The organism is Acinetobacter courvalinii, from assembly GCF_014635545.1.
Taxonomy (GTDB): domain Bacteria; phylum Pseudomonadota; class Gammaproteobacteria; order Pseudomonadales; family Moraxellaceae; genus Acinetobacter; species Acinetobacter courvalinii.
The window spans coordinates 35364-55099 of sequence record NZ_BMDA01000008.1; the positions used below are offsets into that span (position 1 = coordinate 35364).

General features: G+C 45.8%; 18 protein-coding genes. 7 read left to right on the forward strand and 11 right to left on the reverse strand.

Annotation, left to right across the window (positions count from 1 at the left end; genetic code table 11):
* The first annotated feature begins 11 nt into the window (after positions 1–11).
* Positions 12–1580 (forward strand): sensor histidine kinase, encoded by a 1569-nt coding sequence (locus tag IEV39_RS17795; protein ID WP_005281039.1) that lies wholly within the window; start codon positions 12–14, stop codon positions 1578–1580.
* Positions 1581–1598: 18 nt separating this feature from the next.
* Entirely contained in the window at positions 1599–3035 is a 1437-nt protein-coding gene (locus IEV39_RS17800; RefSeq protein ID WP_005281043.1) for a sigma-54-dependent transcriptional regulator, read from the forward strand.
* Between the two features lie 40 nt (positions 3036–3075).
* Here IEV39_RS17800 and IEV39_RS17805 read toward each other — a convergent pair whose 3' ends face one another.
* The 4 genes from IEV39_RS17805 to lptF form a co-directional block, all read right to left on the reverse strand.
* On the reverse strand, positions 3076–4248 hold the full coding sequence (locus IEV39_RS17805; RefSeq protein ID WP_005281046.1) for a S41 family peptidase: 1173 nt from the start codon (positions 4246–4248) through the stop codon (positions 3076–3078).
* Between the two features lie 9 nt (positions 4249–4257).
* Positions 4258–5802: a 2,3-bisphosphoglycerate-independent phosphoglycerate mutase gene (gene gpmI / locus IEV39_RS17810; protein WP_005281051.1), complete on the reverse strand. Its 1545-nt coding sequence runs from the start codon at positions 5800–5802 to the stop codon at positions 4258–4260.
* A gap of 122 nt (positions 5803–5924) precedes the next feature.
* Entirely contained in the window at positions 5925–6995 is a 1071-nt protein-coding gene (lptG, locus tag IEV39_RS17815; RefSeq protein ID WP_005281054.1) for an LPS export ABC transporter permease LptG, read from the reverse strand.
* Positions 6995–8095 (reverse strand): LPS export ABC transporter permease LptF, encoded by a 1101-nt coding sequence (lptF, locus tag IEV39_RS17820; RefSeq protein ID WP_005226334.1) that lies wholly within the window; start codon positions 8093–8095, stop codon positions 6995–6997. The genes lptG and lptF overlap by 1 nt, the downstream gene beginning before the upstream one ends.
* Before the next feature lie 153 nt (positions 8096–8248).
* Here lptF and IEV39_RS17825 point away from each other — a divergent pair, with 153 nt between their 5' ends.
* The 3 genes from IEV39_RS17825 to blhA are packed head-to-tail and all read left to right on the forward strand — an operon-like array spanning position 8249 to position 10759.
* Complete coding sequence (locus tag IEV39_RS17825) at positions 8249–9697, forward strand: leucyl aminopeptidase (protein WP_005281057.1); 1449 nt, start codon at positions 8249–8251, stop codon at positions 9695–9697.
* Positions 9690–10097 (forward strand): DNA polymerase III subunit chi, encoded by a 408-nt coding sequence (locus IEV39_RS17830; protein WP_005281060.1) that lies wholly within the window; start codon positions 9690–9692, stop codon positions 10095–10097. Before IEV39_RS17825 ends, IEV39_RS17830 begins: the two co-directional genes overlap by 8 nt.
* 35 nt (positions 10098–10132) lie before the next feature.
* Entirely contained in the window at positions 10133–10759 is a 627-nt protein-coding gene (gene blhA / locus IEV39_RS17835; protein WP_005281063.1) for a cell division protein BlhA, read from the forward strand.
* Between the two features lie 41 nt (positions 10760–10800).
* Here blhA and IEV39_RS17840 read toward each other — a convergent pair whose 3' ends face one another.
* From IEV39_RS17840 to glnK, 7 genes are all read right to left on the reverse strand, one after another.
* The gene (locus IEV39_RS17840) at positions 10801–11460 is read right to left on the reverse strand and encodes a riboflavin synthase (RefSeq protein WP_005281067.1); all 660 of its coding nucleotides are present in this window, start codon (positions 11458–11460) and stop codon (positions 10801–10803) included.
* Between the two features lie 160 nt (positions 11461–11620).
* On the reverse strand, positions 11621–12460 hold the full coding sequence (locus IEV39_RS17845) for an MIP/aquaporin family protein (protein ID WP_005281072.1): 840 nt from the start codon (positions 12458–12460) through the stop codon (positions 11621–11623).
* A gap of 381 nt (positions 12461–12841) precedes the next feature.
* Positions 12842–14134, reverse strand: coding sequence for a DNA adenine methylase (locus IEV39_RS17850; RefSeq protein ID WP_004773949.1), 1293 nt, complete (start codon positions 14132–14134; stop codon positions 12842–12844).
* Positions 14131–15231, reverse strand: coding sequence for a bifunctional diaminohydroxyphosphoribosylaminopyrimidine deaminase/5-amino-6-(5-phosphoribosylamino)uracil reductase RibD (ribD, locus tag IEV39_RS17855; protein ID WP_005281075.1), 1101 nt, complete (start codon positions 15229–15231; stop codon positions 14131–14133). Before ribD ends, IEV39_RS17850 begins: the two co-directional genes overlap by 4 nt.
* Positions 15232–15243: 12 nt before the next feature.
* Complete coding sequence (gene nrdR, locus IEV39_RS17860; protein WP_005226327.1) at positions 15244–15708, reverse strand: transcriptional regulator NrdR; 465 nt, start codon at positions 15706–15708, stop codon at positions 15244–15246.
* Between the two features lie 124 nt (positions 15709–15832).
* Positions 15833–17242, reverse strand: a complete 1410-nt coding sequence (locus tag IEV39_RS17865) for an ammonium transporter (RefSeq protein ID WP_005281080.1) — start codon at positions 17240–17242, stop codon at positions 15833–15835.
* A gap of 69 nt (positions 17243–17311) precedes the next feature.
* A complete protein-coding gene (gene glnK / locus IEV39_RS17870; protein ID WP_004656379.1) occupies positions 17312–17650 on the reverse strand; it encodes a P-II family nitrogen regulator in 339 nt (112 codons plus the stop codon).
* 275 nt (positions 17651–17925) lie between these two features.
* Between glnK and IEV39_RS17875 the strand changes: the two genes are divergently transcribed.
* Both IEV39_RS17875 and IEV39_RS17880 read left to right on the forward strand, forming a co-directional pair.
* Positions 17926–18153 (forward strand): accessory factor UbiK family protein, encoded by a 228-nt coding sequence (locus tag IEV39_RS17875; protein WP_005226325.1) that lies wholly within the window; start codon positions 17926–17928, stop codon positions 18151–18153.
* 69 nt (positions 18154–18222) lie between these two features.
* Positions 18223–19710 (forward strand): YifB family Mg chelatase-like AAA ATPase, encoded by a 1488-nt coding sequence (locus IEV39_RS17880; protein ID WP_005281084.1) that lies wholly within the window; start codon positions 18223–18225, stop codon positions 19708–19710.
* Positions 19711–19736: the final 26 nt, after the last annotated feature.

Genomic DNA, 19736 nt, shown 5'->3' on the forward strand with positions numbered 1-19736 from the left:
AGTCAACGCCTATGTTAGGGAAAATTGCATCATCGGTCTCTCAGACCGTCTATCGACTGGGCGTTTGGTATAGCGGCTATCGGCTGATTATTGCCGTTAGCCTGCTGCTGATTTATTTACTCACTGCCGAGCAATTGAGCAGTAACTATATCTATCCAATATTATATTTTTATACCCTGATTGCGTATATCACGCTGAATATCATTCAGCTTTTTATGTTGCATCTGGTCCCTGTGCAGGTGTCCAGACAGCTGATTGTGATTTTCCTGATTGACGTCATCTGCTTGAGTTTAATCACATTTTCAGCGGGTGGACCGAATCTGCAACTGAGCTTGCTCTATGTCATCATTATTTTCTCCTCGGCCATTTTATTAAATTCACAGTTATCACTGATCATCACCCTGTTTGCCGTGATCATGGTGGTTTACCAGCGCTTTTTGGGTGACTTCTTTGATTCAGCCAATTTAACTCATCTCGGCAATAGTATTTTTCTGGCCTTTTTATTTTTTGTGGTGCATGCCATTGGCCGCATCGCGGTTCAACGTTTTAAGATTTTAGAAACCCTCACCTTTCATCAATCGATTGAAATCCATCAACTGCAAAATATTAACCGTTATATTCTCGAGCAGATTGAAGACGGTTATCTGGTACTCGATGAAAGCAACCATATTGTCCTGACCAATCCGGCAGCCAACACTTTACTGGGAATTTATCTACCTGTTTCTCTTGAAAAAACACCACTCATCAAGTTACAACCGGATCTATTTGAACTGATCAAGTTTAGTGATTTAAAAGACGGTGAAGAGTTCAGTTTTGAATCACAACAAAGCCCGTATACGGTTCATGTTCGGGTTAAACATCTGATCGTTCCTGAACAAGCGCTGGTGTTACTGATCTTAAAAGATGCCCAGAAACTGACCCAGCAGGTGCAACAACTCAAGCTGGCGGCATTAGGCCAACTGTCTGCCAGTATTGCCCATGAGATTCGCAATCCATTGGCCGCCATTGTTCAGGCTAATGAGTTACTTAAAGACAGTGATGCACATCAGCAAGAAATGCTGTCACGCATGATTAGCAAGCAAGCCAAACGTATTGATAGCATCGTCCAAGATACTTTGGCGATGGCTCGCAATCGGCCAACCGAAGCCCAACCCATCCAGCTCACCTCGTTCTTTGACAGTTTATTGAATGAAGATCTGGCTGATGCCAAACAGATGATCCGGTTAAAACAACCCGAACAGACGACGATCGTATTTGATGAAAAACAATTACGCCAGGTGCTGATTAATCTGATCCGGAATGCGTTACGTCATAACGCCACCGATGCCCCCTTTATCGAAGTGGATGTTCATGAAAAAGAAGGTCGAATCTGTATCGATGTCATCGATTTTGGGATGGGTGTCTCAAAACGGGATATTTCTCAGTTATTCAAACCATTTTTTAGTACCGAAATTAAAGGAACTGGTTTAGGATTGTACTTGTCTCATACATTTTGTGAGGCGAATCATGCAAAGCTCACCTATATAGAGCGACAACAAGGAGCATGTTTCAGGATGGAATGCTCAAAATTCATAGATTAGATTAGGTTTTTCGGGGAAATGGCAACAAAACAACCACTCGTCTTGCTCGTAGACGATGAAGAGGATTTATGTCTTTTAATGCAGATGACGCTTGCGCGGATGGGCATCAAAACACATATCGCTTATCGGGTCGAACAGGCAAAAAAATTCTTCACTGAATTCCAGTACGATGCATGCTTAACAGATTTAAATCTTCCGGACGGGAATGGTTTAGACCTGGTGAAACATGTCACTCAAAACTATCCTAACACGCCGATCGCAGTGCTTACTGCCTATGGCAACATGGACATCGCCATCGCAGCACTTAAAGCAGGTGCCTTTGACTTTGTCAGCAAACCGGTCAACCAGATGCATCTGGATCAGTTAATCCAGAAAGCTTTGAACCGGCCTCAGCCAGAACAGGAAGCTGCTGAAACTGCTTTAGAAAACAAGCTTCTGATTGGACGTTCAGCACCGATCCAGCAACTTCGCATTGCTTTAAAGAAAATTGCACGTTCTCAAGCACCTGTATTTATCACAGGTGAATCAGGTACAGGCAAAGAAGTCGTAGCCAATCTGGTACATCGTTTAAGTAACCGCAGCGAAGGGCCGTTTATTGCCATTAACTGTGGTGCCATTCCAACCGAATTGATGGAAAGCGAGTTATTTGGACACAAGAAAGGTAGCTTCACTGGAGCTACACAAGATAAGCAAGGCTTAATTCTGTCTGCGCACGGCGGTAGTTTATTTCTGGATGAAATTGCTGAATTGCCGTTAAACATGCAGGTCAAATTACTACGTGCGGTGCAGGAAAAGAAAATTCGTCCGGTCGGTTCAGATCAGGAGATTGATGTCGATTTCCGTGTGATTAGTGCCAGCCATCAGGATCTGGAAATGCTGGTCCAGCAAGGCCGCTTCCGTCAGGACCTGTTCTTCCGTATTCATGTGATGGATCTGGTGTTGCCGCCATTACGTGAGCGTGGTCAGGATATTCTGTTACTGGCCAATCACTTTATTCAAAAGATCAGTCAGGAATGGGAAGTGTCGGTGAAGACACTGTCTTCTCGTGCAGAGCAGTTCTTGTTACAGCAATATTTCCCGGGCAATGTACGCGAATTGCGTAATATCATTGAACGTGCCATTACACTCAGTGATGACGAAACCATTGATCTGGCTCACTTGCAAACTGCGCCGTTACGTAGCTCGATTGCAAATCCGGCCCCTGCATTTGCCAATGCACCGGCAGAAGAAATCGAAACGCCTCACCATTCTGCCAGTCCAACAATGAGTTCGAAAAAACTGCCACCAGAAGGTTTAGAGCGCTATTTAGAGAATATCGAAAAAGAGATTCTGCTAAATGCCTTGAATCTGACCCACTGGAACCGGACTTTAGCGGCGAAAAAGTTGGGAATGACCTTCCGCTCTTTACGCTATCGACTGAAAAAATTCGGTTTGGATACTGAAGATGATGAATAAATTTTAATCATAAAGCCCCTTTGTTAAGGGGCTTTATTTTTTAGTATCGGCTTTTCAACACCAGATCAGTGACATGTTCCAGGTAGGTATCTTCTTTCATTTCAGGTGGCAAAGGCGAAATCTGATTCGGTTGAATGCCTTGCCCCTCAATCATATTGCCATTGGGGGTGTAGTAATGTGAGACCGTCATTTGCAAGGCAGCGCCACTCGGTAACGGGAACAGCTTCTGCACCACGCCTTTACCATAACTATTTTCCCCCACGACCCAGGCACGCTTATGTTCTTTCAGCGCTGCGGTAAACACTTCGGCTGCCGAGGCGGATCGTTTATTAATTAAAATACCGAGTTTCAGATTCTGAAATTCAAAGGAAGGTAGGGCCTGAAACTGTTGGTCGCCTTCAGAACGGCTTTTGGTAGTCACAATCAATCCCTGATTCAGGAACAAATCCGCTGACTCAACCGCAGCAGACAATAGGCCCCCCGGATTATTACGTAAATCCAGAACCACGGCCTTGAGTTTGCTAGAGCTATATTCTTCGATTAAACGTTTAATTTCATTGGCAGTGTCTTGCTGAAACACCCTAATTTTAAGTACAAGTACCTGATTATGCATTAAAACAGGTTCAATATCGGTTTCTACTTTCTTGTTTCGGACCAGAATGGTGGTGCTGTTATTATTTTCAGGCTGGATCTGCACGGTACTGCCAATTGAGCCATACAGCAGGCCTTGTACCTGATCCTGATTAAGATTTTTTAATTCCTGATTGTCCACTTTAATAATGGCTTGGCCGTTGCGCAAACCCAGCTTGCTCGAATCAGAACCCGCTTTTAAATCCTGAATCTGCCAGGATTTAGCATGTGCATCATAATTTAAATTAAAATCGACCGAGGCCAAATCGCCTTCGGTATATTGAATCAGTTGACGGTATTCTTCTGCCGACAGATAACGGGAATAACGGTCCAGACCACTGACCAGTCCTTTGATTGATTGCTGAAAGAGCGCATCGTCCGACTTCTTATCGACATAGTTATCTTTCACAATCCCGTAAATCTGGACAAATTGCTGAATCGATTCAATCGGGACTTCCGCCGTACGCGGCGCGTCTTCGGTCCATCCCGACGCATGGGTAACAGGTGCAGCATCAATACTATGCCCCCAACACATCAACAAACTTGCACATAAGGCTCGGTAAATGTTGTTGTGCTGGGTCATTGCTTCACCTTATTTTAAAGTAATTAAGTTCTTACCCTGCATTTCTGGCGGTACAGGAATGTGCATTAAATGCAGGAGTGTGGGCGCCACATCAGCCAATACCCCGCCTTCTGCAATAATTGCTTGCGTCGGACCAACATAAATAAATGGCACCAGTTCAGTGGTATGTTGGGTATGCACCTGACCACTGTCATAGTCTTGCATTTGCTCTACATTACCATGATCCGCAGTAATTAACATGTGTCCTTTGTTTGCCATGACTGCATCGTAAACACGACCCAAGCAGGTATCCACCGTTTCAACCGCTTTTACTGCCGCATCAAAAACGCCGGTATGCCCGACCATATCGCCGTTGGCATAGTTCACCACCAACAGATCAAACTCACCTGAATTGATGGCATTGACCAACTCATCGGTCACTTCATAAGCGCTCATTTCAGGCTTTAAATCATAGGTTGCAACATTCGGTGATGGAATCAGGATACGCTTTTCACCCGGATATTCATCTTCGCGCCCACCGCTAAAGAAGAAAGTCACATGGGCATATTTTTCGGTTTCAGCAATACGCAATTGAGTTTTGCCCAAATCAGACAGGTATTCACCAATCGAGTTTTTTAGCCCTTCTGGCATATATGCAACTGGTGCATCAATGCTGGCCTGATAACGGGTCAACATCACGAATTTAGATAAATTCGGCAGTACTTTACGTTCAAAACCGGCAAAATCCTTTTCCACAAACGCACGGGTAATTTCACGCGCACGATCGGCACGGAAGTTCATGAATACAATGCTGTCGCCATCTTGTACTTTGGTGACATCACCGATGCGCGTGGCTTTAACAAACTCATCATTTTCATTGGCTGCATAGGCTTGTTCCAAACCTTCAACCGCAGAATTGGTGACACGTACGGCTTCGCCTTCTGTAATTAAACGATAAGCCTGTTCCACACGGTCCCAACGGTTGTCACGGTCCATCGCGAAATAACGGCCAATCATCGACACAATACGACCCTGATTTGGATATTGTGCGAACAAGGCATCCAGTTTTTCTAATGATGGTTGCGCACTGCGTGGTGGTGTATCACGGCCGTCCAGAAAAGCGTGTAAATACACTTTTGCACCGCGTTTTAACGCCAGTTCGCACATGGCGACAATATGATCTTGATGCGAGTGCACACCGCCTTCCGACAACAAGCCCATCACGTGTACGGCGCCATTGGCTGCTTTAGCCTTTTCAACCGCATCCACCAGAACTTCATGCTCAAAAAAAGCACCGGTACGAATATCTTTGGTAATACGGGTGAAATCCTGATACAACACACGACCTGCTCCCAGATTCATATGCCCGACTTCAGAGTTACCCATTTGACCATCAGGCAGACCGACATCTTCACCGGAGCCAGAAATTAAACTATTCGGATGCTTGGCTTTCATTGCCGTGAGGTTGGGTGTTTTTGCTGCCAGAAAGGCATTGTCATCAACTGCTTCACGATGTCCTACGCCATCCATGATTACGAGAACGTGAGGAATTTTGCCAGCATTTGCATCCGTCATAATGGACTCTCTATTTGTCGATCATTTGTTCGGTCTATTTTACCGAAGTTTAAGGTATTTCTCTATGACCCCACTCATGGCTTTCATTAATAGCGATGATAGCGCCCATGAATCAAAGTCCTTTATCTTGCTCGATAAAGTAAGTAACTGCCTACCATAAAGATGAGCACCACCGGCATCAGCACGAACCAGGCTGGAGAAGGGGCATAAACCAGACTCGCATAGCCGAGGAAATCTTGTAAGTAGAAAAAGCCCAGTCCGGTAAATAAGGCAATCACCAGACGGAAGCCCATCGACTGTTGGCGTAATGGTCCGAAAATGAATGAACAGGCGATTAACACCAGCGTAATCAAGGCAAACGGCGAGGTCACTTTTTGCCAGAACGCCAGTTCGTAGGTTTTCGGTACCTGACTATATTCATCCATATAGCGCATAAAACTAATCAGCTGGCTTGGAGACAAATCTTCCGGGTCAAGGGTGACCATATGCACATATTTAGGCTGCAAGGCCAAACCCAGCGACTGCTGTGCATGATCGGTTTTAATGGCATTCCCTTGAGCCAGCAAATCCACCTGATGTGACTGTTCTAGCGTCCATTCGCCATCTTTAACAAACTGGCCCTTTTCTGCATTCACAAAAGACTGCAAACGATAGTCCTGATCAAAATCGATCGACTGGATATTGCGTAACTGGCCTTTGGAGTTAGCATAGTCAATATAAATAAAACGCTGTCCTTCACGGGTCCAGTAGCCTTTGACTTCACCCAACGCCGCCACGCTACGTTGCTTCTTGATGCTTTGTGCCTGCTCATTGGTATAAGGAATCACCCATTCGCTCAGCACAAAGGACAATACAATCAATAACAGTGCCGAACGCATTACCCAGCCAACGATTCGCCATAAGCTAATCCCGACCGAGCGCATCACGATCAGTTCACTATTCGAAGCCAATGCACCCAGTCCCAGCACCGAGCCAATCAAGGCGGCAACAGGAAGGATTTCATAGAGATAATGCGGCGCTCCCCACATCACGTACAGGAAAGCCTGCCAGGCATTATAGTCGGGCTTGAGCGAACCTAATTCACCTAAATAGGTAAACAGAACCTGTAAGAAAGATAACACCAGCGTCGTGCCCAGCATGGCCAGGATCGTGGTTTTTGTCACATGTTTGGCGACTATTCGACGTGCTAACATCACAACCCCACTCGCTGAATACTTCTCTTAAATTTTGGTGCCAGTTTTTGTTTACGCGCAAAAACTGCTGCGGCAATGGCATAAACAAGAAGAACCACTGGATAAGCCCATATATCAAGCTCTTCCTTACTGATTCGGGTCTTAATCGCAATCAATAATACGATCAAGCTGGCAAAGATAAAGATCGCGGGAATCAAACGATAGTAACGACCTTGACGCGGACTCACCTCAGACAATGCGACCGCCAGCATTAAAGCCACGATAATCACAAATGGGCCAAACACACGCCAGCCCAATTCACTACGTACGACAGGATCATCACGTTTTTCCCATAACTTGGACATGGATAATGCTTCAACATCACCACTCTCAAATTTTACGTCTTTATCATTTTCTAAACGTAAACGATAAGACTGGAATTCTGCCTGTGTATAACGTGGTTGATTCGGATAAATCTCGTAACGACGGCCCTGAACCAGATCGACCACATTGGCGGTATCATTGGCCACTTCAACCCGTGTTGCTTCTTTGGCCAGAATCATGACATCAGGTTTATCTGCCTGATTGCCTTTCTGATAGAAGAAAATATCTTTTAAGTTCTTGCGGTCTTCTGAAAGTGAACCCGCATAAATGGTATACGGCCCTGAAGAAATAAACTCTTTCGGACGGACCAAGTCAAATCCGGTCCGTACTGCCTGAGTACTGGTCAGTTTTTCAAACTCACGTAAGCCCCACGGCCCCATCCAGACCATTAAGCAGGTCTGTACCACCAGATATACCACGGTCATCGGCAACAGTAATCGGGCCAACTGATTCCGACTGACGCCACTGCCATTTAAAACCGCCATTTCATGGTCGACATACAGACGCCCGAACACCAGCATCAAGGCAATAAAGAACCCCAGTGGTAAGATCAGTGTTAAAAATTCAGGTAAACGATAGCCGATAATGCTAAATAAGATCCCTGCATCCAAACGACCTTGAGCTGCGACGCCAAAATACTTGATCAAACGACCACCCATCATGATCATGGTCAATAAACCAATGACGACGAGAGATGTCGAAACCACCTGTTTGACGAGATAACGCCGAATAATCAAAGTAATATTTCCAAAAGACCAATCGAAGGTAACGCTAGTTTACCCGAATGTTAAAAATATAAAACCTATCGCTTGTTGCGGATTGCAACCTCATATCTGAAAGTGTTTAATGGACTTATCTTTCTTTTTTACTCATTAGGTTCTATATAAACAATGAAATTTACACTTCAAAACGCATTCCCAACTCAGGCGTCTAGCGAATCTTTGTGGATTTTGGTTGATTCAGAACAATTACAACAGAACTTAAATACTTATCAAATCAACCATCTAGATGACATCCTTAACGCAAGCCAATATAAAGCTGGTTTTAACGACAACTTGCCGCTGCTTGCCAATATCTCTGTACAAGCCAATGCCCAATTATTAGGGCTAGGCAAAAGTGACGAGCTTAAAGCGACAAAATTAGCAAAACTTGCACAAAGCATTATCAAATCATCACAAAATAAATTTAAACAAATTAGTGTCGATCTTTCAGCATTGCCTACCGATTTACACGCCCTCTTTGTCTTGAGCCTTACGCAAGCGGCTTATAGTTATGACGAGTTTAAGTCGAAAAAGAATGAGTTTGTATTAGATACCATTCACCTGATTGCCAGCCAGACTACATTAGATGAAGCACAGTTAAAGCTGATTCATGCGGTTCAGTCGGGTCAAAACTTTGCCCGTGATCTGGGGAACCGTCCTGGAAATATCTGTTTCCCTGAGTACCTTGCAGATCAGGCTCTTGCGCTAGCCAAGCAATATCCAGACGTATTAAAAGTCACTGTACTGGATGAGCAGCAAATGGCGGATCTGGGCATGTATGCCTTCCTTGCCGTAAGCAAAGGTTCGGATCGTCCAGGTCGTATTGTTACCCTCGAATACAATGCCCAGATTGATCAAGCGCCTGTGGTACTGGTCGGTAAAGGTGTGACTTTTGATACAGGCGGTATTTCATTGAAACCAGGCTTGGGCATGGATGAAATGAAATTTGATATGTGCGGCGCAGCTTCGGTTCTTGGCACCATTCAGGCACTCTGTGAAGCCCAATTGCCTATTCATGTGGTGGGTGCAATTGCCGCTGCAGAAAATATGCCATCTGCTCATGCCACCCGTCCTGGTGACATCGTCACTACCATGAGCGGTCAGACTGTAGAAATTCTGAATACCGATGCAGAAGGCCGTCTGGTCCTGTGTGATACCTTGACCTATATCAAACGCTTTAACCCTGCTCTGGTGATTGATATCGCCACCCTGACCGGCGCCTGTGTGGTTGCGCTCGGTAAAGTGGTCAGTGGTTTATTCACACCAGATGATGAGCTTGCACAAGACTTGCAACAGGCAGGCGAACAGTCACTTGACCGTGTCTGGCGTATGCCGGTCATGGAAGAGTATCAAGAATTACTCGACTCACCTTTTGCCGATATTGCCAATATTGGTGGGCCATACGGTGGTGCCATCACGGCAGCTTGCTTCCTCGAACGTTTTACCCGTGACTATCGCTGGGCGCATCTTGATGTGGCAGGTACGGCGTGGTTATCGGGTACCGCTAAAGGTGCAACCGGCCGCCCGGTTCCATTATTGATGCAGTTCCTGACAAATCGTGTTCAAGCGAATGGCTAAAATCAGTTTTTATCTCTTTGAAAACAGTCAGGAACGGCAAGTCGAAAGTGCTTGCCGTTTGTGTCGCAAGATTCTGAATCAGCATCCCCACATCTGGTGGTACTGTGCTGATCCAGACTTGCAAAATGAACTGGATGAACTGCTCTGGAGCTTTGATCCACAAAGTTTCATTGCGCACGGGATTGACCAGCCACACAGCCCAGTGTGTATTTCAAAAGACTTACCCCCTTCCAATGATTGGATCGTGTTTAATTTTAACAATCATGCACTTGAACAAACTCAAGATTTTCGCCACATTATCGAAATTATTGAAAATAATGAAACTGCGAAACAGATTGGGCGGGAAAAATTTAAACTGTATCGACGGTTGGGTATAGAACCTCGTACATTTAAATTATAAATTGGCGATAAAAAACATCATTTTAGGAGTGTCTTGTGGCATTAAATGTAGGTCAGGATTTTAAAAAACGCTGGTTAAATGCACCTGAGGCGGTTCGTCAGACCTATCAGGAAGATTTAGCACGTATCTGTGATCTGTTATTACCACAAACCTCGATTCAAACCTGGATGCAAAATGAAGAGAGCGCGCAACAGCGGTCTCAACAACGCATTGATCAAGCTTATGCCGATTTAAAGGCTGAGTTACTGGAACAGGCACGTATTCGTAAACAGCTGGCGCTGGAAAAAGCACTGGCAGAAAAACGTGCAGCTGAAGCCGCCTATGCAGCCCAGTTACAAGCGGATGAAGCACGTCAGTTTGAGCAGCAAACCGAGAATCTAGTTGCCTTACGTGGTCATATCGATCAGGAAATTGCGCAACAGACCGAGCGTTACCAAACCAACCCGGAACAGCCAAGCATTGATTATGCACGCGGTCAGCGCATCGCCATTGATGATCAGCAGATTCTCTCTGAGCTGGAAAGTGTCCGTGTCCGACTTGAGCTTGAAGCCGAAGGCCTGATTGAGCAAGCAGTGACCGTGTTCCGCGCCAAGCTGCATGCACTGGCACAAGATGAAATTGAATATATTTTGAAGAACAGTGAGTTCTCGGACGAGAAATAATAAAAAGCCCAGTTTAAACTGGGCTTTTTATACTTGATCTTTTATTTTAAAAAACCGTTTTCAGCTAAAAAGGCCATGCTGATATTCGATTCAGTTTTCTGCTCAGCCGCCTTATCACCCAGCAATAAACGCTCAATATAACGTGCCAATACGTCAACTTCTAAATTCACTTTGCTTCCCACCTGCCAAGTGCCAATATTGGTACGTTCAGCGGTATGCGGAATCAAATTCAGGCTCAGAATATTGCCACGTAAGTGGTTAATGGTCAGGCTAATGCCATCGACCGTAACAGAACCTTTTTCAGCCAAATATTTTGCCAGCTCAACCGGAGCAGTCACTTCAAAATATAAAGAGCGTGCGTCTTCACGAACCAGCGTAATCTCACCCAGCCCGTCAACGTGACCACTAACAATGTGTCCGCCAAAACGTGTGGTCGGTAACATCGCTTTTTCGACATTGACGGCTTGACCAACTTTCCATTGACCTAATGTGGTACGGTTCAAGCTTTCGCGGGAAACATCTGCCGCATACCAGTTCTCGCCCCACTCAATCACGGTCAGACAAATCCCATTGGTGGCAATCGAATCACCCAAATGCACATCAGACATGTCCAGATCCGTCTGGATACGTAGACGAACATCACCGCCTACACTTTGTAGGCTCTGAACCTTACCTAAACTTTCAATAATGCCTGTAAACATGGGAGTTTCAACCTATCTTTATTGCAGTGTATGCCACATTGAATCAGATACCTTAAAGCAAAGAACCTGAGATAACAAGGCGTCTCCCAAGCAAATACCCGCAAATCAAAAAGGGCGATCATCTGAGCGCCCTTTTGGTATTATTTATTGAGTGATGCATTTATTGCATTTCAGAGACTTGCTGATCTGTTGGGTCTTTTGCTACCACCTGATGCTTGACCAGAAAATGGCTAAAGAATAATTTATAGCCCAGCACACCTAAACATGCCCCTACGATTGGTGCAATGATGGGTACGATGAAATAAGGGATATCACGACCGCCAGTAAAGGCAACAGGACCCCAGCCTGAGAAATAAGCCACGATTTTCGGGCCAAAATCACGTGCAGGATTCATGGCAAAGCCAGTTAATGGGCCAAAAGAAGCCCCAATCACGGCCACCAGCAAACCCACCAGAATCGGCGCCAAAGCACCACGCGGCAAACCATTGCTGTCATCCCCAATCGCCATAATCAGCCACAGCAATAACATGCTAATAAACATTTCCACCATGAAAGCCTGACCCAGCGACAATAGGTGATGCGGATAAGTTGAGAAAATTCCAGCCAGTTCCAGACTTTCGACACTGCCCCGTACCATGTGATGGGTCTGTTCGTAATCTATAAACAGATTGCTATATAAGCCATAGACCAGCAAAGCCCCTGTCGCAGCACCTGCCACTTGAGCAATGATATAAAATGGGACTTTACGTTTATCAAAGCCAGCGAATAACGCCAGGGCGATGGTCACGGCAGGATTGAGATGAGCCCCAGAAATACCTGCAGACAAATAGACAGCCAATGCAACGGCCAAGCCCCATACAATGCTGATTTCCCACAGACCTAAACTTGCACCTGCAAGCTTAAGTGCAGCCACCACACCAATACCAAACGATAAAAAAATTGCGGTAGCAAAATATTCGGCTACACATTGCCCCAATAAGGTGGGTTCCGAGCGACTCATAACAACCTCTCTTGGTCATCGCTGCAAATAGGCAAGACCCTAAATTAAGCTCGGCAAACTATATTTATTTTTGAAACGGGTCAATATGGTTTGGTAATTTTTTAAACGATTGGTCAAAAGATTTTTCTTCAAAAAACACCTCTAAAACCAACTAATAAGCTGACCAAAATACAACTCAAATATCTGTTTTTATTTATTTTTATAAAATTATAATCATTTTTTGCAGTAGCGCCAGCCCAACAGTCCAATCCAGTAAAGATGCGAGATATTTACCGTAAAAACAGACACTTATCATATAAACCGATTTTATTTATCTAATTATCCGATTTAACAAAGAAACTGAATACAAAAACACCACTTTTAAAAGTGGTGTCCTGTATTTTACCAAAGTGCCAGTTGGGTACTGTTCCCGGTGGTATCGACTCCGCCCAGTTCAGCAAAGTGATATAACTGCCCTAACAACTGTCGTAACGGCGGTCCTGACTTGGCATGCGTATCGGTAATCACGATAAATTCCAGTACCCGTGCCCGTTCAGACTGACGTTGTTTACTCACACGATAACGCGGTACATCCTGGGTCAGCAAAGTCACCTTGCCACGTTTTAAATTGGCGGTCAGCAAGTCTTTTGGCTCGATATTGCCATCGGTCGAGTAACTGGTCAAAATGTAACGTGCATTGATGGTTTCCAATAACTTTTCATAAGCCTCTTTGGCATATTTAGAAGAGTTATAAGGACTTGGGCGCTCTTTACGCCATGCCCGATCAATCCCGCTTTTAAAGCCTTTGGTATCCGGTGAAGGTAAATCGACCTGATCCCATAAAGTCAAGGCATTGAGAACGTGATAGTTACTGCTATAGGCATGCTGGTTATAAGGCGGATCCAGATAAGCCACATCAACTTCGAAACCGCTCATCTGGTTGGCGAGATGCTGGGCATCGACACACCACATTTCTGCCGCAGGACGTTTAGGATCACCGATCTCACAGAAGCGGCTCGGTGTCAGCCACAACAATGACTCGATCCGTTCTAGCGCGGTTTGGGTACGTCCGCCCCAGCCCTGATGGAAACTTTTGAAAACGCCACTGGTATTACTGACAAAACTTGCCGAATACAGTAACGGCGCCAGTAAGGCACTCATTTCCACATCATTAATCGCGCCCTGTGCCTGCCAAGTTGCAATCTGCTGACGAATCGCGTCAATACGCATGCCATTACGACGTTTGAAGAACAGGCGATCACGTGCAGGATCATAGACATCGTCATTGCGCGGGCATAGATTATGTGTGACCCAGCCTTTGACTTCAGGCAAGCGGTTCAGATAATCGATGGCTTTTTGATAGCCCCCCAATTCTTTAAAGGCGGGTGCATCAACACAGGCCAGAATCGCATGATTCAGCGCATGGCTATACGGCTCCCAGTCGTTGGCAATCACACGGTAGCCATTCTGGCGGGCCAAACGTGAAACCACCCCACTGCCTGCAAAAAAATCCGCAAAAATCGGTGGATTCTTTTTCTTGCTATTCAGTGTGCCGGTAATCTCAAGCGCTTCTAAAATCAGGTGTAGAAGTCGACGCTTATTCCCGAGATAAGGAACTAACTGATGAAAAAGATATTCGTCAGTCGTACGGGCCGCATGACGACGTTTGTGATAAACCGATGGTTCTGGATTCATATCAACTCTTGGATAGGGAGCAATCTCAGGCGAATGTCTTGCCCGAGTTGGGTTACATCGACCAACTCAAATCGTCGTTGTTCTGCCATTTTGCTCAATTCAGCATTGAACATCGCACGGGCAGATTGACCAAGTAAAGTAGGTGCAACATAACTAATCATTTCATCAACCAAACCTTGCTGTAAAAAGGCGGTGGATAAAGTTGCACCTGCCTCAATCAATACATCATAAATTTGATATTGTTGAGATAAGGTCTGCAATAATTGATTTAAAGGTTGCGGTGGCAATTGTATCACGCCTAAATCGGCAAGTTCTTGACGAAATGGTGTCATCACCATCACGGTTTCAGGATTTTGCAACATCTTGGCGGACAAGGGTAGCTGACCTTGGCGATCTAGCACGATTCGTTTCGGCTGTACTACTGTCGAAACATCAACATCCGTCAAAGTGCGGACATTTAATTCGCAATCATCTGCCAGCACGGTTTGGATGCCTGTGATCACGGCGCCTGAAATTGCACGCCAATGCTGGACATCCTGGCGCGCCGCAGTGCCGGTAATCCATTTCGATTCACCCGAAGCCATGGCGGTACGACCATCCAGACTTGAAGCCACTTTTAAACGGACATAAGGCATACCGGTCGACATGGCTTTTAAAAAGCCAAGGTTCAGTGTTTTGGCCTCCTCGACACAAATCCCGGTTTCAACTTCGATGCCGGCATTCTGCAAGATCTGTACGCCCTTACCCGCCACCAGCGGATTGGGATCCGAGCAGGCCACCACCACCTTCTTGACCTGTGCTTTTACCAATGCTTCGGCACAAGGGGGCGTTCGACCATAATGGGCACAGGGTTCCAATGTCACATAAGCCGTTGCGTCTTTGGCATGTTCACCCGCCTGACGCAGGGCAAAAACTTCTGCATGGGGCTGGCCTGCTCTAGGATGATAGCCTTCGCCAATCAGCTGTCCATCTTTGACAATGACACAACCCACATTTGGATTGGGCTTGGTTGAATATTGTCCAAGTCGCGCCAGTGCAATGGCACGTTGCATCCAGTACTGCTGTTCGGATAAATGATCTTGGGTTAACTCAGACATGGTTTCTCTAATTTAGTTTTCATTTTCGCGTTGTTGCATTTGTTCAATCTGCTGACGAAATGCATCGACATCCTGAAAATCCTGATACACCGAAGCAAAACGTACATAGGCTACATGATCCAGTGCAAACAGCGCCTGCATCACGATTTCACCAATGGTTCTGGATTTCACGTCCCGCTCACCCAAACGGCGAATATGCGACTGAATGTCACTGAGTACCGTTTCAATCTGTTCTTGAGTCACAGGACGTTTCTGTAAAGCATGCATCAATGAACGACGTAATTTTGCCTCATCGAACGGCTCATTCTTACCATCCGATTTAATGACGCGTGGCATCACCACATCATAACTTTCAAATGTGGTAAAACGCTCACCACAGATGACGCACTCACGACGACGACGAATCTGACACCCTTCAGCAGCTAGACGGGAGTCGATAACTTTACTATCAGCAGCGTTACAAAATGGACAATGCATAGTTGCGCGATTATTTAATCTCTTCGCCTAAGTGTAGCAAAGTTTCTGCAATTGCAGAACCAGCACCCGGAAGGCATAAAAAAACAGCCCCATGAGGCTGTTTTTACATCATATCTTGTATGAATTATTCAATACGTTCGCCATGTTGACTCAAGTCAAGACCCATACGCTCATCATCAGCGCTAACACGGATCCCGATCACCAGATCAATCACTTTCAGAATAATGAAGGTCACGATTGCACTATATGCGATTGTTGCTAGTACACCTTCAATTTGCACCCACAATTGACCCGCAAACGTTGGCGCGAGTGCCACATTTGCAGCCTTGATGATCTCATCGCTATAGAAGATGCCTGTCAGAATCGCACCAACAATACCACCGACTGCATGTAGACCAAATGCATCCAGAGCATCATCCGCTTTAAGCAGGCGTTTCAATGCGGTAATTCCCCAGAAACACACCACGCCACCGATGAGACCCATAATTAATGCGCCACCGACACCCACGAAACCAGCAGCAGGTGTAATCACCACCAGACCAGCAACTGCACCAGATGCACCACCAAGTACCGATGCCTTACCACGAATCACACGTTCAACAATCAGCCAAGAGAATGCAGCAGCTGCGGCAGCAACTTGCGTTACCAAAATCGCCATACCTGCACGTGCACCCGCACCTAAAGCACTACCACCGTTAAAGCCGAACCAACCCACCCAAATCAGGCTGGCACCAATCACGGTTAAGGTCAGGTTATGCGGTGCCATCGATTCACGGCCAAGGCCGGTACGTTTGCCCAACATATACGCTGCAACCAGACCCGCGACACCGGCATTGATATGTACAACCGTACCACCAGCAAAATCTAATGCGCCTGCTTTAAATAACCAGCCATCTGCTGCCCAGACCCAGTGTGTAATCGGTGCATAAACCAGAATCACCCACACTGCGATAAAGGCCATAAATGCAGAATACTTCATACGGTCAGCGATTGAACCACTGATAATGGCAACCGTAATGATGGCAAAGGTCATTTGGAAAATAATGAACAGGCTTTCTGGAATGGTACCCGTCAAGGCATCAAAGGCTACGCCATTCAGCATGGCTTTAGCGAGATCGCCGACATAGGCCCCTGAACCGGAGAAAGCCAGCGAGTAACCAACGGTCACCCAGATCAAGCTCACAAGAATCGCTGCAGAAAGGCTGAACATCATGGTGCTAAGAACATTTTTCTTACGCACCATCCCCCCATAGAACAAGGCTAGGCCGGGAATCGTCATCAACAGCACCAAAGCTGTTGAAACCAGCACCCATGCGGTATCACCCGTATCGATGGTTGCTTCCGCAGCAGGTGCGGGAGTTGCCTCCACAGGAGCTGGCGCTTCTGCTGCAACAATATCTGTTGATGCAGTTGTGGTATCAACCGCTACAGCGTGTTCAGTAACAGGTGTTGAAGCAGCATCTTCTGCCCAAACCAGCGCTGAACCACCTAAGAGTGCGCCAGATAGACTGAGCGCCATAAGCATTTTTTTCATTCGTGTCCCCCAACCTGATTTCGCGAGCTATTGCTATACTTTTAATAGCTCAGCAAAGTTTGTGCCAACTTACACAGCATCTGGCCCAGTCTCGCCCGTACGGATACGGATCACTTGCTCCAAATTGGTCACAAAAATTTTGCCATCACCAATTTTGCCTGTGCTTGCGACACGCGTAATCGACTCGATCACGGCATCAACCATTTCATCGCTAATTGCAATTTCAATTTTTACTTTTGGTAAGAAATCAACAACATACTCTGCACCACGGTACAGTTCTGTGTGACCTTTTTGACGTCCGAAACCTTTGACTTCAGTTACGGTAATCCCTTGAACACCAATCTCAGAAAGTGCTTCACGCACATCATCCAGTTTGAATGGTTTTACAATTGCAGTTACAAGCTTCATGTTTGTTTTCCTTCGGCTTATTTTCACCAGTAAGGTTTTATGTTCAATTTTCATGCCAATATTTAAAGGTTGGGGGTTTTTAAATATCGGACATAAGCTTTCTTTATAACCTATTTAGCCTTGAAGATGTAGATTGTCCATCGAAAATAAGTATCATTTGCCGCTGTTTAACTGGATTGCTAAGTCATATCCGCTTCTGGCCCGAACTGTGCTAGAGGATTGCGGCAAGCAGTGATACACTGAGCAGCAAACATACATAACTGATTGAGTCCCTTATGATTGAAACGCTTTTACAGGCTATTTTGCAGCAAGTCGATCAACCGAAAAAAGATTTAGAAAAAAATCTGCGCGCCTTGTTAAATGAGAGCATCGAAAAACTGGATCTCGTTTCAAAACAAGAGCTTGATCGTCAAAGAACGGCACTTGAGCTTGCTAATCAACGTCTGACTGAACTCCAGCAACAAATGAAAACACTTGAAGACGTCATTCAGAACAAAAAATAAGCACCAACTCGGTGCATTTTGCACCCTTCAATGATTAAAAATAAAGCACCACAATGGAACAATAATAAGATGTCTTTTGCCAAGATCTACACCAGAGGGCTATTAGGACTACATGCCCCGCAAATTGAAGTTGAAGTACATATCAGTGCAGGGCTTCCTTCCTTAACCATTGTGGGTTTGCCGGAAGCTGCCGTGCGTGAAAGTAAAGATCGTGTACGTTCTGCCATCATCAATAGCGGTTTTCAATTTCCCACCAAGCGCTTAACCATCAATCTGGCACCTGCCGATTTACCTAAAGATGGTTCACGGCTGGATCTGCCGATTGCTTTAGGGATTCTGATTGCTTCTGGACAATTACCGGAACACAGTACCGAAGACTTTGAATTTATAGGGGAACTGGCGCTGGATGGACATTTACGTCCCATTTCAGGGGCATTAACCATCGCCATGGCCTGCCAGCAGGCCCGACATCGTTTGCTGCTGCCCTCTGGTAATCTGGAGGAGGCAAACCAACTTCCCGATTTTGAAGTCTATGCCGCGCAACATTTACAAGAGGTGTGTGCACATTTTTCGGGCAATACCAAGCTGGTAGCTGCACCACAACGACCAAACTCAGCCACATCTGCCTATGCATTTGATCTGGCCGATGTAAAAGGACAGTTGCGCCCACGCCGTGCGCTGGAAATTGCCGCTGCGGGCGGACATTCTTTATTATTTAAAGGCCCACCCGGCACAGGTAAAACCTTATTGGCATCTCGCCTGCCTTCGATTTTACCGCCGCTCAATGCACAGGAAAATCTTGAAGTCGCCAGTATTTATTCGGTAGCCAACGCCCCGCACAGTTTTGGCCAGCGTCCATTTAGAGCACCCCACCATACCGCCTCAGCCATTGCGCTGGTCGGTGGCGGTTCCCAACCCAAGCCAGGTGAAATCACCTTAGCGCATCTGGGTGTTTTATTTTTAGATGAATTACCTGAATTTGACCGCAAGGTGCTGGAAGTATTACGACAACCGTTAGAGTCCAAGGAGATTGTGATCTCTCGTGCGGCACGGCAAATGACCTTTCCTGCGAATTTCCAGTTTATTGCAGCCATGAATCCTTGCCCATGTGGTTATGCCTTTAATCAGGACAGCCGTTGCCAATGTTCCCCGGAAAGTATTCAACGCTATCAAAACCGAATCTCTGGCCCATTGCTGGATCGTATTGATTTACATATTGATGTACCGCCGTTACAAGCTCAGGAACTACAAGACCGTACCCCCACCGAGAATTCTGCCAGTGTAAGACAACGCGTGATTGCTGCTTACAACAAACAGATTCAGAGACAGCAATGCTTAAATCAGGCGTTGTCACCGAAGTTACTGGAACAACATGCACTGTTAGATGACAGCTCAACCAAAATTATCGAAATGGCGCAGCAACGCCTTAACCTGTCTGCACGTGCCTATCATCGAGTATTGCGCGTTGCACGCACGATTGCCGACTTAGCCGAAAGTGATCTGATCTCAAGCAGCCATTTAACCGAAGCACTGTCCTATCGGGGCAATCAAACCTGAGTTTTTTCTTTTCCTACCCCAACAAA

Excerpts from the sequence above, each read along its gene's own strand:
- IEV39_RS17795 (WP_005281039.1), top strand. The coding sequence starts at position 12 with ATGTTAGGGAAAATTGCATCATCGGTCTCTCAGACCGTCTATCGACTG.
- IEV39_RS17800 (WP_005281043.1), top strand. The coding sequence starts at position 1,599 with ATGGCAACAAAACAACCACTCGTCTTGCTCGTAGACGATGAAGAGGAT.
- IEV39_RS17805 (WP_005281046.1), bottom strand. The coding sequence starts at position 4,248 with ATGACCCAGCACAACAACATTTACCGAGCCTTATGTGCAAGTTTGTTG.
- gpmI (WP_005281051.1), bottom strand. The coding sequence starts at position 5,802 with ATGACGGATGCAAATGCTGGCAAAATTCCTCACGTTCTCGTAATCATG.
- lptG (WP_005281054.1), bottom strand. The coding sequence starts at position 6,995 with ATGTTAGCACGTCGAATAGTCGCCAAACATGTGACAAAAACCACGATC.
- IEV39_RS17825 (WP_005281057.1), top strand. The coding sequence starts at position 8,249 with ATGAAATTTACACTTCAAAACGCATTCCCAACTCAGGCGTCTAGCGAA.
- IEV39_RS17830 (WP_005281060.1), top strand. The coding sequence starts at position 9,690 with ATGGCTAAAATCAGTTTTTATCTCTTTGAAAACAGTCAGGAACGGCAA.
- IEV39_RS17840 (WP_005281067.1), bottom strand. The coding sequence starts at position 11,460 with ATGTTTACAGGCATTATTGAAAGTTTAGGTAAGGTTCAGAGCCTACAA.
- IEV39_RS17845 (WP_005281072.1), bottom strand. The coding sequence starts at position 12,460 with ATGAGTCGCTCGGAACCCACCTTATTGGGGCAATGTGTAGCCGAATAT.
- IEV39_RS17850 (WP_004773949.1), bottom strand. The coding sequence starts at position 14,134 with ATGAATCCAGAACCATCGGTTTATCACAAACGTCGTCATGCGGCCCGT.
- ribD (WP_005281075.1), bottom strand. The coding sequence starts at position 15,231 with ATGTCTGAGTTAACCCAAGATCATTTATCCGAACAGCAGTACTGGATG.
- nrdR (WP_005226327.1), bottom strand. The coding sequence starts at position 15,708 with ATGCATTGTCCATTTTGTAACGCTGCTGATAGTAAAGTTATCGACTCC.
- IEV39_RS17865 (WP_005281080.1), bottom strand. The coding sequence starts at position 17,242 with ATGAAAAAAATGCTTATGGCGCTCAGTCTATCTGGCGCACTCTTAGGT.
- glnK (WP_004656379.1), bottom strand. The coding sequence starts at position 17,650 with ATGAAGCTTGTAACTGCAATTGTAAAACCATTCAAACTGGATGATGTG.
- IEV39_RS17875 (WP_005226325.1), top strand. The coding sequence starts at position 17,926 with ATGATTGAAACGCTTTTACAGGCTATTTTGCAGCAAGTCGATCAACCG.
- IEV39_RS17880 (WP_005281084.1), top strand. The coding sequence starts at position 18,223 with ATGTCTTTTGCCAAGATCTACACCAGAGGGCTATTAGGACTACATGCC.